This is a genomic window from Sodalis praecaptivus (genome assembly GCF_000517425.1).
In the GTDB taxonomy this organism is placed as follows: Bacteria; Pseudomonadota; Gammaproteobacteria; order Enterobacterales; family Enterobacteriaceae; genus Sodalis_A; species Sodalis_A praecaptivus.
Map to the genome: position 1 here is coordinate 2,578,216 of NZ_CP006569.1, position 12,356 is coordinate 2,590,571.

Here is a 12,356-nt window from a genome sequence, read left to right on the forward strand (position 1 = left end):
CGTCAGCTGTAGATCACAATGATTCTCATTTCCTGACAACCGCACCTTAGCCCCTTACAGGACACAGACCAATGACAAATGTCAATTCGGCGATCCTTGACAGCCTTCGTCGGCAACGCTGGCTGGGCCAGCTGGACGCGGCCGCGCTGCGCCACCTGGCGTCACGCTGCCAGCGGCTCACGTTTACCCAGGGCGAGAAAATTTTTAATGAGGGAGACGATCAGCGCTTCAGCCTGTTGCTGGAGCAGGGCAGCCTAGAGATTTATCGCGATACCCGCCAGGGCGAGGAAAAGGTGTTCCAGATCCTCGGCCCCGGCCAGTGGGTGGCGCTGGCGGCGGTGTTTATGGATCACGGCCGTTTCCCGATGAATGCCCGCGCGCGCGCCGACGGCTACGGGGTGCGCATCCCGCACGCGCTGCTGCACGATCTGTGTTTACGCTACCCTGCGCTTACGCTCAGTTTCCTGCACCATTTCTGCAATCAACTCTATGCAACGCTCAATCACGTGGACTGGCTCACTTCCAGTTCAGCGGCAGAGCGCCTGGCGGCGTGGCTGGTGGATTTCAGCCATAACGGCCAGCAGTTGGCACTTGACCTGCCGCTCAGCCGCGCCCAGCTTGCCGCCCGGTTGGGGATGCGCAGTGAGACTTTGTGCCGGCTGCTGTCCCAATGGCGCAAAGAGCATATTGTTTCCGGCATGGGCAACCGCATGCAGCTTGAGAACATCGCGTTTTTGCAAACGCTGTCCCAAGGGGCGCGGCGTCAATTTTGATCCGGGTCGGCGCGGGCCCGCATTAGGCTGGCACGAGCCGGCCGGTTTAGCCGTACCAGGCATACCCTTTTGGTACGCGTGAAAAGCCGGCGTTAGACAACGCCTCGCCCCAGGGTCCTGCTCCGGCAGGCCGGCCATCAACCGTCTCCAGGGTAAACCCCCGCCCTTTTTCGCGCCGCAGGCCGGTCGCCAGCGCGCGCAGACTGGCGGCGAGCCAGCCGGCGATGTTGGCCTCATCGAACGCCAGGAAGGTAAGCAGTTGACGGCCGCTCGGAGCCAGATACAGCGCCAACTGACCGCCACAGATAACCACCATCGCCCCCCCGCGGCGCGACGGCCGAATGCCGGAGGGATGCGCTGGCCAAGAGAGCAGCCAGCCGAACGGATTGGCCGGATCGTAGGCCGATAGCGCCACCGCCGCCGGAAGGGTGGACGCGGGCGCCGCCAATTCCCGTAATCGCTCGATGCTATCCTGCTCGGCGAATTGGGCGGCGCCCATGCCGTTAACGAAGCGTCCCCGCAAAATACGGCCGGCATCCTCCATGCGTCGCAGCAGCGGCAGCAGCGCCGGAAAACCGTTCGGCACCCGCTCCGCCACCGCTACGCCACGGCTGACCACGCCATAGCGATCGAACAGGCTCTCGACCCAGGTCAACAGGCGCAGCGTCGAGTTGACCGGCTCGGCGGCCAGCAACGACCAGCGTCCGGTCAGCGCGGCCGCCCCCCAGGGAGAACGTGCCGCCTGGGCGCTGGCCGGCGTCCAAACCGGTACCCAGCCCGGCACCTGGCGCCGAGGGTGGCGCGACGCACGCGTCGGACGGGCGCGCGACGGCGTATGGGCGCCGGTCAGCGCGCGCAGCGGCAGCCAGCTGTCGCTGCTTACCCGACCCTGCCAGGCGAGGGTCCACAATGCCTGCGCCACATCCTCAGGGCCTACGTCCGCGGCGTGCTCCCCGACCGCGTCAGCCGTCAGCCGCGCCTGCACCAGCGGCGTCAGTTGCCGCACAAAATAGGCGCCGCCGTCCGCCAAAATGTCCAACAAGGCCAGATGCAGCGACGCGCTGACCGACGCGTTTACAGCCCTGCCCGCCGCCGGCGTCACGGCAACCGACGCCTCCAACGTCTTTCCCGCCGCCGGCGTTGCGGCAACCGACGCGTCCGAAACCTTCCCCGCCGACGCCGACGCACTGACCGACGCGTCCGAAACCTTTCCCGCCGGCGACGTCACGGCAACCGACGCCGCCAACGCCGCCAACGGCAACGTGGCGCCGGCCAGTTCGCGCCAGTGGAGGGATACCAACCCGTCGCCGTCGCCCAACGCGCCGTGGCCGGCCCACAGCACTTCGCCGGCGGCCAATAATTCATCCAGCATGGCCGGCTGGTAATCCCGCACCCGCGCCGGCAAAATTTGGCTTTCCCACAGCGAGGCCGGCAAAGCCAGCCCCGAAAGCTGCTCAACCACCCGCGCCAGCCCGTCGACGCCGTCATACGCCCCCACCGTCACGCCGTCCGTCGGCAGCGATGTCGCCGGCGCGGCGTCCGTCACCACGCCCTGGCGCTCGAGCATCAGCCGCACGAACGCCGCGCGCGGCACCGCGCGGGTCGCCTCGCGCGCCGCCTGTAAAGATCGCGCCCGCAGGCGGCGGAACACCTCATCCCAGACCCACTCCCGGCGGCTACCGGTGTCCCCTTCCCCCGCGCCGGCGACATTGCAGGGCAGCAGCCGGCCCCGATCGCGCAATTGCCCTAGCTGCTCATTGACGATAGCGACGCCCAGGCCAAAATGGGCCGCCGCCTGGGCGGAAGTAAAAGGCCCGTGGGTGCGGGCATAGCGGCTGAGCAGATCGCGCACCGGCGCGTCGACGGCCTGTAAAAAGGCCGCGGGAACGCCCGGCGGCAGCGCGACACCCAGCCCGTCACGCAGGCGGGCGGCATCTTCCACGCTCGCCCAGCGGCGATGGGCGCCCAGGGTCACGGGAATGATCCGCCCGGCCGCCGCTAACTGCGCCAGCGCGACGTCCACCTCGTCGGCCCTCTCCTGCACCAGGCGCGCCGCGATTTCCGCATGCGTCAGCGGCCCCAGCTCGCGCAACACATCGGCCAGGCCCTCTACCCCCTTCACCCGGCGCTCGGGGGCGGTGTGCTGCAACTCCTCGCCGACCTGCGCCACCACCTGCGGGTCGAGCAGTTCGCCGAGTTCCCCCTGCTCCAGCAGCTCGCTGAGCAACCCGCTATCCAGCGACAGGACCGACGCCCGACGCTCGGCCAGCGGCGCATCGCCCTGATACATAAACTCCGCCACATAGCCGAACAGCAGGTTGGCGGCAAACGGCGACGGGACGTCGGTCGTGGCTTCCACCAGCCGCACCGCGCCGTCATGCAGCCGCTGCATCAGCCCCTGTAGCGCGCCCAAATCATACACATCCTGTAAACACTCCCTGGCGGTCTCGATAATCAGCGGGAAATCGTCATGGCTACGGGCGATTTCCAGCAGTTGTCCGGCGCGCAGGCGCTGCTGCCACAGCGGCGAACGTTTGCCGGGGCGGCGGCGCGGCAATAACAGCGCGCGCGCCGCGCATTCGCGAAAACGCGCGGCGAACAACGCCGACTGCCCCACCGCATCGGTGACGATAGTGCGCAGCGCAAGCGGATCGAAGACGTACAGCTCCGCGCCGGGCACCCGCCCTACGCTGTCGGGAATGCGCACCGTGATACCATCGTCGCTGGCCACCACCGCCGGATCCACATGCAACCGCTGGCGGATACGTGCCGCGATCGCTAGCGCCCAGGGCGCATGTACGCGCTGACCGTATGGCGAGTGCAGCATCACCCGCCAGTCGCCACTCTCATCGCGGCAACGTTCCACCACCAGCGTCCGGTCGGTGGGAAGCGTAGACGTGGCCTCCCGCTGCGCCGCCACCAGCGTCAGCAGATTGTTCAGCGCGTTGTCGTCCAACCCGGCGGCCCGCAGCCGCACCGCCAGCGGATCCGCTGGCGTCAGGTGCGACGAACCCGCCGCCGCCTCCACTTCCCGTAGAAAAGCGCCGATGGCTTCCCCCAACTCCGCCGGGCGCCCTGGATTGTCCCCGTGCCAAAACGGCAGACGGGCAGAGCGACCGGGCGCCGGGATGACCACGACCTGATCGTGGGTAATTTGCTGAATACGCCACGAGGTGGCGCCGAGGGTAATCACATCGTTTACCCGTGATTCGTAAACCATCTCCTCGTCCAGCTCGCCCACCCGTCGCGCGCCGCGCTGTTCCTCCCCTTCGGGCAACACGACGCTGAACATGCCGCGATCCGGGATGGTGCCGCCGCTGGTGACCGCCAATTGCTGCGCCCCGGGCCTCGCGGTCAGTAGGCCGCTGCGGCGATCCCACACCAGGCGCGGGCGGAATTCGCCGAACTCCTCCGAGGGATAACGGCCGGCCAGCATATCCAGCGTGGCGTCGAAGGCGCTGCGCGGCAGAGCGCGAAACGGATCCGCACGCCGCACCAGCGCATACCATTGATCGATTTGCACCGGCGCCATCGCCACCGCGGCCACCGTCTGCTGCGCCAGCACGTCGAGGGGATTGCGCGGCGGCGCCACCGCCTCAAGACGCCCCGCCAGCATCCGCTCCACCGTGACGGCGGCATCAACAAGATCGCGCCGGGTGCGCGGGTAAATCACCCCCGCCGACACGCCGCCGACATGATGGCCGGCCCGGCCCACGCGTTGGAGCGCGCTGGCCACCGACGGCGGCGCCCCGACTTGAATCACCTGGTCGACCAATCCCATATCAATACCCAGTTCAAGGCTCGACGTCGCCACCACGCAGCGCAACTCCCCGGCTTTGAGCGCGCTCTCGATGGCCGCGCGTTGCTCTTTGGACACCGAACCGTGATGGGAGCGGGCCAGCGTCGGCGTCTCGCCGTCGGCGCGTTTGCCGGTCCCGCCCGCGGAGGAGTGATACTGAAGGGGCGGCTCGGGGGTTGGGGGGGCGGCAGCGATGCGTTCGGCATAGCGTTCATTGAGGCGGGCCGTCAGCTTTTCCGCCAGCCCGCGGGAGTTGGCGAACACAATCGTGGCGCGGCAGGCCAGGATGCGTTCAAGAATAGCGGCTTCCACATGCGGCCAGATCGATCCGGCGCGGCCGCCGGCTTGCGATCCCGGCCCCGGCGCGTCGCGCGCCGGAATGTCGGTCATATCCTCCACCGGCACCGCAATCGTGACCTCCAGCGTCCGGCTTGACGTCGGATTGACCACCGTCACCGGCCGCACGCCGCCCAAAAAGTCCGCCACGCGCTCGACCGGCCTGACCGTCGCCGACAGGCCGATACGCTGCGCGGGGGCGGGCAGCAGCGCATCAAGCCGCTCCAGACTGAGCGCCAGATGCGCGCCGCGTTTCGTGCCGGCCACCGCATGGATCTCGTCGATAATCACCGTGGTCACACCGCGCAGCGTCTCGCGCGCTTTGGCGGTCAACATCAGGTACAACGATTCGGGCGTGGTAATCAGAATGTCCGGCGGCCGGCGCTGCAGGACGGCGCGTTCGGCGGCGGGGGTGTCGCCGGTGCGCATCCCCACCGTCAAGGTGACGGCGGCATCGCCCCGCCGGCGACGTATATCGCTGACCCCGTCCAGCGGCAGGCGCAAGTTGCGCCGCACGTCGGCCCCCAGCGCTTTTATCGGCGAGATGTACAGGACGCGGGTCGTGGTGTGGCGCGCGTCGGCCGGTTCGTTCTCACGCTCGCGAAATAAGCGGTCGATGGCGTGCAAAAACGCCGCCAGCGTTTTGCCGGAGCCGGTGGGGGCTATCACCAGCGTGCAATCGCCGGCGCCGATGGCCGACCAGGCGGCCTGCTGCGCCGGCGTCGCCTGCGTGAAGGCGCTGGCGAACCACGCTTGGGTCGCAGGCTGAAAGCGGTATTGCGGATCCTCAGGCAGCGGAGTGATGTTGGCCATCGTTTAGCCGCGTCCGCGGATGTGAGCAGCGCGCGCCGCCGGCGAGCCGGGAACCGCGCGCGACGCCAGGTTGTTAATCATGGTCTGGGCTCCTTGTCCGTTACGGAAAACCCGCCGCGCCGCTTGAGCCTTCAGAGGGACAGACCGCAAGCGGCGCGCGGGCCGTTAATAACAGCTTAGCATTATTGCCGTCTTCCTATTATCGTCACCACCCGCGATCCCGTCGTCACGGCAGCGTCATCATTTTGCCATGTTATTGCAGCATTCGCTGCGCACACTAGCGCCAGCCGATGATTATCACGCTTGCAATAGGCACCGCTTTCGCCATGAAAAAACACTGCCTCCCCTGGTTAATCCTGTCGCCCTCACTCGTGTTTTTACTGTTGTTTACCTACTTTCCGCTGCTCCGTTCGGTGTATGACAGCCTGTTTGACAGCCGCATGGCGGTGAATGACCCGCCGTTCGTGGGCATGGATAATTTTATCCGCCTGCTGCAAGACAGCGTATTTTGGCGGGCGCTGGGCAATAATATTGTCTATATCCTGCTGACGGTGGTGCCGGGGGTAGTATTGGCGCTGCTGCTGGCGGTGGCGCTGTGGGAAAACCACCGCGTCAATCGCTGGCTGCGCACGGCGTTCTTTTTTCCGATGATCGTTCCTATGGTCAGCGCCGCCGCCCTGTGGCTGTTTATTTTCATGCCCGGTCTGGGGCTGCTCGATCATGCGCTATCGATGTTCTTCGGCCCGCTCAATACCAACTACCTCGGGCGCAGCAATAGCGCGCTGCTGGCGCTATCGCTTATCGGCGTGTGGAAGTTCGCCGGTTACTACATGCTCTTTTTCCTCGCCGGGCTGCAGGGCATTCCCGCTTCGACCCGGGAGGCCGCAATTATGGAAGGCGCCTCCCCCTCCCAGGTGTTTTTCGGCGTCACGCTGCCGTTGCTGCGGCCCACGCTAAGCTTTGTCGTTACCACCGCGTTGATCTACGCCATCACGCAAATCGACCACGTCGCGGTAATGACCCGCGGCGGGCCGGATAACGCCACCACCGTACTGCTGTACTACATTCAGAATCTCGCCTGGGATACCCACGATCTTGGTAAAGCTTCCGCCGCGACTTTTATCACGCTGCTGGGGCTGTTTGCTTTTTCGCTGTTCAATCTGAAACTGCTGGAAAAAGGGGCGCATTATGAGCGTTGATCTGGCCTCCAACCCAACGGCGCCCAAGCGCCTTTCCCTCCCGGCAGGGTGGCGCTTACGCCGCTCGTTACCGGCGACGCTTACCCTGCTGCTGGTCTGTCTGGCCTTGCTGTGGGTAAGTCCGTTCCTGTGGATGCTCTCCTCCGCCTTTAGCGCCAGCACCTTCGGCGAGGGCATGGCGTCGCTGCTGCCGCGCTGGCCGTTAACGCTGGACAATTTTCGCGACGCCTGGCAGAGCGCGGACTGGCTCAGCCTGTACGGCAACACCCTGCTGTTTGCCGGCGGCACTTTCCTGGTGCAGCTATTAACCATCACCACCGCCGGCTACGTGTTCGCCTGCCACGAGTTTCGCGGTAAACGAACGCTGTTTGTCCTGTTTCTGGTGCAGTTGATGATCATGCCGGTCATGATGATGGTGCCGAATATGCTCACCCTGAACACCTTCGGCCTGTTAAATACGCTATTGGGCGTCATGATGCCCTATTTCACCTCCGCCTTCGGCGTCTTTCTGATGCGTCAGGCATTCATGTCGATTCCCAAAGAAATGGAAGACGCGGCCTTAATGGAGGGCTGTCGCTGGTGGCAGGTGCTGTTCAACGTGCTGCTGCCGATGTCCTGGCCCACCGTCCTGGCGTTCGCCACCGTCAGTATTACCTATCACTGGAACGAATACCTCTGGCCGCTGATGATGCTCAACGACCCGGATAAACAGGTTCTGACGGTCGGTCTGGTGTCCTTCGCCATGGGCGCCGAGTCGGGAGGCCAGTGGGGCATGATAAGCGCGGGCACGCTGATGGTCTGCCTGCCGCTGATGCTGGCTTTTATCGTATTTCAAAAACAGTTTCTGAAAAGCTTCGGTTTTTCAGGCATTAAATAAGGAGTGCTCATGTTTCTGGCGCAGATATCCGACACCCACTTTCGCAGTCCCGGGCAAAAACTGTACGGATTTATCGATGTTAACGCCGCCAATGCCGAGGTGGTCTCCCAGCTTAACGCGCTGCGCGAACGGCCGGATGCCGTTATCGTCAGCGGCGATATCGTCAATTGCGGCCGCCCGCAGGAATACCGCATGGCGCGGGAGATCCTGGGCACGTTGCGCTACCCACTATTCCTCATCCCCGGCAATCATGACGATAAAGCCCACTTCCTGGAGTATTTGCACCCCTTGTGCCCGCAGCTCGGCACCGATCCGCACAATATGCGCTATGCCATCGACGACTACCCCACCCGCCTGCTGTTTATCGATTCCAGCCTTGCCGGCAGCTCAAAAGGGTTTTTGACCGACGAGACGCTGGCGTGGCTGGCGGCCGAATTGGCGGCCGGCGGCAATAAACCCACCGCCCTTTTTATGCATCATCCCCCTTTGCCGTTAGGATCGGCGCAGATGGACCCCATCGCCTGTGAAAACGGCCATCTGCTGCTGGCGCTGGTAGCGCGCTTTCCGTCGCTAATGCGCATCTTCTGCGGCCATAACCACTGTCTGATTATGACCCAATACCGCCAGGCGACCATTGCCACCGTGCCCGCCACCGTACATCAGGTGCCCTATTTTCACGACGACCCCCGCCCCTACTACACCCTGTCGCCGCCGGCCTGTTTGATGCACCGCCAGGAACAGCAGCAATGGATAAGCTATTTGCACCCGCTGACGCAGACCGCCGGCCCGTGGTTGTATGACGAGGCCATCAGTTGCCCGCTGGATGAGGGGGAGTAGTCATGCTACGCCTGCAAAATGTCACCAAACGCTTCGAGGAGAAAACGGCGCTCGACGGCGTAACGCTGGAAATCGCCGCAGGGGAATTTTTGGTGCTGGTCGGCCCCTCCGGCTGCGGTAAAAGCACGCTTTTACGCCTGCTGGCCGGGCTGGAGCACCCAAGCCACGGCGAAATCTGGCTCGATGAGGTCAACATTACTGCCGCCTCCCCGCGACAGCGCAACTTCGCCATGATTTTCCAGAACTACGCCCTGTTCCCGCATTTGTCGGTCAAAGACAATATCACCTTCGGCATGCGGGTCCGACGCGAGCCGAAAGCCGGCTGGTCAGCCCGCGTGGCGCAGGTGGCGCGCATGCTGGAGCTCGACGATCTGCTGGAAAGAAAACCCGCCAAACTCTCCGGCGGTCAGCGCCAGCGGGTGGCCATGGCGCGCGCCATCGTGCGCGATCCGCGGCTGTTTTTGATGGACGAACCGCTGTCCAATCTGGACGCCAGACTGCGCGGCGACGTCCGCGACAGTATCATGGCGCTGCACCGACAATTGCGCACCGCTACCGTTTACGTCACCCATGATCAAATCGAAGCCATGTCGATGGCGGATCGCATCGTGGTCCTTGACCAGGGCCGGGTTCAGCAAATTGGTCCGCCGGAATACGTCTATGCCCGGCCGGCCAATGTTTTTGTCGCGGGGTTCATCGGCTCGCCGGGCATGAATCTCCTGACCCTACCTTGCGAGCGGGGCGCGATAGCGCTGGGCGCGCAGTCGTACTTGCTGCCCGCGCCGGCGCAACAGCGGGACAGCGTTATTGTCGGGATCCGCCCGGAACACATCACCGATGACCTACAGGGCACCCGGCAATTGCTCTGCCTGCCGGCCACCGTGACGCAGCGAGAACTGATGGGGGCGGACTATCTGCTTCACATCAGCACGCCTATCGGCGCGCTGCGCTATTGCCGTAAAAACCGCGGCGACGCCCCCCGGTTGGGCGACAGTTTATCCATCGGTTTTTCCCCCATTGATATCCATCTTTTTGATGCGCAAACGCAGCGCGCTTTATACCAGGAGACCCCCCATGCATCTGCCTCTGACACAGCGCTTACCGGCGCTCACCTTTATCATCTCGCTCACGCTTTGCGTCAGCGCGCGGGCGAAGGAGAACATCGACTTCATGTTTCCGGCCCCGGTTGACGGTAAGCTGACGATGGAGATGACCCGCGTTATCAAAAAATTTAACGACACCCAGGACGAGGTGGCGGTTCGGGGCATTTTTACCGGCAACTACGACACGACCAAAATCAAAGCGGAAACCGCGCAAAAAGCGGGACAGCCGCCGGCGCTGGTGATCATGTCGGCCAATTTCACCACCGACCTGGCGCTTAAGGATGAGATCCTGCCGATGGACGAGCTGTTTCGCTTCGGCAGCGATAAGGCCTCGACCTTCCTGACCCGTGAATTTTGGCCCGCCATGCAGCAAAACGCCCAGGTGATGGGGGTGACCTATGCCATTCCTTTCCATAACTCGACGCCTATCCTGTATTACAACAAGACGCTGTTCGAGCAGGCCGGTATCCGTCAACCGCCGCAAGACTGGCGGGAGCTGCTGGAAGATGCGAAAAAACTGACCGATAAGAGTAAAGGTCAGTGGGGCATTATGCTACCTTCCACCAACGACGATTACGGCGGCTGGATTTTTTCGGCGCTGGTGCGCGCCAACGGTGGTGATTACTTCAACCAAAGCTACCCGGGAGAGGTGTATTACAATACCCCGACCACCGTGGGCGCGCTGCGCTTTTGGCAGAATTTGATTTACCGCGACAATGTGATGCCGTCAGGGGTGCTGAACTCTAAACAGATAAGCGCGGCCTTTTTCTCCGGCAAGCTGGGCATGGCGATGCTGAGTACCGGCGCGCTGGGCTTTATGCGGGAAAATACCAAAGACTTCGAGCTGGGTGTCGCCATGTTGCCGGCGAAACAGCAGCGCGCCGTGCCGATTGGCGGCGCCAGTCTGGTCAGTTTCAAGGGCATTTCCGACGGACAGAAAAAAGCGGCTTATCGGTTCCTGAGCTACCTGGTCAGCCCGGAGGTGAACGGCGCCTGGAGCCGTTTCACCGGCTATTTCTCGCCCCGGAAAGCGGCCTATGACTTGCCGGTGATGAAGGCCTATCTGGCGCACGATCCGCGCGCGGCCATCGCGCTGGCGCAGCTAAAGTATGCCCATCCCTGGTATTCTACCTATGAAACGGTGGGAGTACGCAAAGCGATGGAGGATCAGCTGGCGGCGGTAGTGAACGACAAAAGCGTGACGCCGGAAGCCGCCGCCAAAGCGGCGCAGGAGAAAGCCGATAGTCTGCTGCAGCCTTACGTGGCCCAAACGGCGCTGGCGCCGGTGGAGTAAGCTAAAACTTGCCATGCCGCGCTCGCGTGACCAGTCCGACCTCCCTCTACGATAGAGGGGGTTCAGGCGGGTCGACGTTTTGCCATCCCGGGGCGGGGGCAAACTCGGCTTCTTCCACCGCCGCCGGGCGCGGCGCCTCTTAGTTTGTCGGCTCTAAATCCCCTCTGCCGCCGGAACCGGCGCTTTTTATGCCGTCGGCATCAACATCCTCTACACCGCGAGGCGCAGCGCCGCTTAGGATGTCGGCTCTGAATCCCCTCTGACGGCGTGTCAGACGCTTTGGATGCCGTCGGCATCAATATTTCCTATGCCGCAATATTTTTCCTATGCCGCGGGGATAAGGGTGCGGATGAAATCAATCAGCGCCCGGTAGGCCTGCCCGGTCTGGCGTCGGGCGCACCAGGCGACGCCGATATCCATCGTCGGCACGCTGTCGCTGACGGGCCGACGGGCGATGCGCTGTCCCTCCAGCGACCAGGCGCGGTAAACAATATTGGAAAGAATACTGACGCCCTCGCCCGCAGCGACCAGGCTGCGCACCGCTTCGATGGACCGGCTTTGAAAGGTGATGCGCGGCCGCAGCCCGCGCGACGACCAGTAGCGATCCAGCACCGTGATATGTTCGTCCATGTCCAGCAGGATATAGTCGTGTGCCGCGACATCCGCCAGCGTGACGCGCCCGGCCAGGATCAGCGGGTGTTCCGGCTGTGCCCACAGCATACGCGGCGAGCGCGTCAGTACGTCATAGGCCAGGTGTTCCGATGGGGAGATGTTGGCGGTCAGCATCAGCGCCAAATCCAGCTGGCCCGTTTCCAGCATCGCCTCCAGCGTTTGGCGATCGTGCTCGCCGTAATGGACATCAAGCAGGGGAAAATTCTGCTGAATTTTGGCAATCAATGACGCCATTAAATAAGCGCTAACGGTCTCGGTCAGCCCGATGCGCACCGGCCCTTGCAGCGCAGGGGACGTTTGGCTTATCTCGTCCATGGCCTGGTCGAGATCGGCGAGAATGCGTTGGGCATGGTGAAGAAAACGCTGCCCCGCCGGCGTGAGCACGATGCCGGCGGGCCCGCGCCAGAACAGCGCCGACCCCAGCATCTGTTCGAGCCGTTGCAGCGAGGCCGTCATGGAAGATTGGGATATGTGACAGCGTAACGCCGCTTTCGATACCTGCCCGCAATGGGCCAGGGCGATGAAATGCTGCAATTGCCGAACGGTGGGCCTCATCGATTTTTTCGATATTCCTTATTCACTTTTTTGTATTAGAAATAATGACGCGCTTTCCTTAGCTTCGCAAGAGGTCTATGGCGACATCACGGGGAAGG

At 63.5% G+C, this 12,356-nt stretch carries 7 protein-coding genes and 1 pseudogene; 6 read left to right on the forward strand and 2 right to left on the reverse strand.

Annotation, left to right across the window (positions count from 1 at the left end; all coding sequences use genetic code 11):
• Positions 1 to 71: 71 nt before the first annotated feature.
• Complete coding sequence (locus SANT_RS11405) at positions 72 to 773, forward strand: Crp/Fnr family transcriptional regulator (protein ID WP_025422423.1); 702 nt, start codon at positions 72 to 74, stop codon at positions 771 to 773.
• 46 nt (positions 774 to 819) lie between these two features.
• Here the strand turns inward: SANT_RS11405 and SANT_RS11410 are convergent, their stop codons facing one another.
• Complete coding sequence (locus SANT_RS11410) at positions 820 to 5,721, reverse strand: ATP-dependent helicase (RefSeq protein ID WP_025422424.1); 4,902 nt, start codon at positions 5,719 to 5,721, stop codon at positions 820 to 822.
• A gap of 326 nt (positions 5,722 to 6,047) precedes the next feature.
• Here SANT_RS11410 and SANT_RS11415 point away from each other — a divergent pair, with 326 nt between their 5' ends.
• The 5 genes and pseudogenes from SANT_RS11415 (at position 6,048) to SANT_RS11435 (ending at position 11,031) form a co-directional block, all read left to right on the forward strand.
• Entirely contained in the window at positions 6,048 to 6,920 is an 873-nt protein-coding gene (locus SANT_RS11415; RefSeq protein ID WP_025422425.1) for a carbohydrate ABC transporter permease, read from the forward strand.
• Positions 6,910 to 7,797, forward strand: coding sequence for a carbohydrate ABC transporter permease (locus SANT_RS11420; protein ID WP_025422426.1), 888 nt, complete (start codon positions 6,910 to 6,912; stop codon positions 7,795 to 7,797). Before SANT_RS11415 ends, SANT_RS11420 begins: the two co-directional genes overlap by 11 nt.
• Positions 7,798 to 7,806: 9 nt before the next feature.
• A complete protein-coding gene (locus tag SANT_RS11425) occupies positions 7,807 to 8,634 on the forward strand; it encodes a phosphodiesterase (RefSeq protein ID WP_025422427.1) in 828 nt (275 codons plus the stop codon).
• A gap of 2 nt (positions 8,635 to 8,636) precedes the next feature.
• A pseudogene (locus SANT_RS11430) lies at positions 8,637 to 9,710 on the forward strand (ABC transporter ATP-binding protein); the annotation flags it as partial.
• On the forward strand, positions 9,709 to 11,031 hold the full coding sequence (locus SANT_RS11435) for an ABC transporter substrate-binding protein (RefSeq protein WP_025422429.1): 1,323 nt from the start codon (positions 9,709 to 9,711) through the stop codon (positions 11,029 to 11,031). The pseudogene SANT_RS11430 and the gene SANT_RS11435, both read left to right, overlap by 2 nt.
• 324 nt (positions 11,032 to 11,355) lie before the next feature.
• Here SANT_RS11435 and SANT_RS11440 read toward each other — a convergent pair whose 3' ends face one another.
• Entirely contained in the window at positions 11,356 to 12,258 is a 903-nt protein-coding gene (locus SANT_RS11440) for a LysR family transcriptional regulator (RefSeq protein ID WP_025422430.1), read from the reverse strand.
• Positions 12,259 to 12,356 lie beyond the last annotated feature (98 nt).

Bases quoted from the DNA above. Each gene is read 5' to 3' on its own strand.
- SANT_RS11405 (WP_025422423.1), top strand. From the start codon at position 72: ATGACAAATGTCAATTCGGCGATCCTTGACAGCCTTCGTCGGCAACGC.
- SANT_RS11410 (WP_025422424.1), bottom strand. From the start codon at position 5,721: ATGGCCAACATCACTCCGCTGCCTGAGGATCCGCAATACCGCTTTCAG.
- SANT_RS11415 (WP_025422425.1), top strand. From the start codon at position 6,048: ATGAAAAAACACTGCCTCCCCTGGTTAATCCTGTCGCCCTCACTCGTG.
- SANT_RS11420 (WP_025422426.1), top strand. From the start codon at position 6,910: ATGAGCGTTGATCTGGCCTCCAACCCAACGGCGCCCAAGCGCCTTTCC.
- SANT_RS11425 (WP_025422427.1), top strand. From the start codon at position 7,807: ATGTTTCTGGCGCAGATATCCGACACCCACTTTCGCAGTCCCGGGCAA.
- SANT_RS11435 (WP_025422429.1), top strand. From the start codon at position 9,709: ATGCATCTGCCTCTGACACAGCGCTTACCGGCGCTCACCTTTATCATC.
- SANT_RS11440 (WP_025422430.1), bottom strand. From the start codon at position 12,258: ATGAGGCCCACCGTTCGGCAATTGCAGCATTTCATCGCCCTGGCCCAT.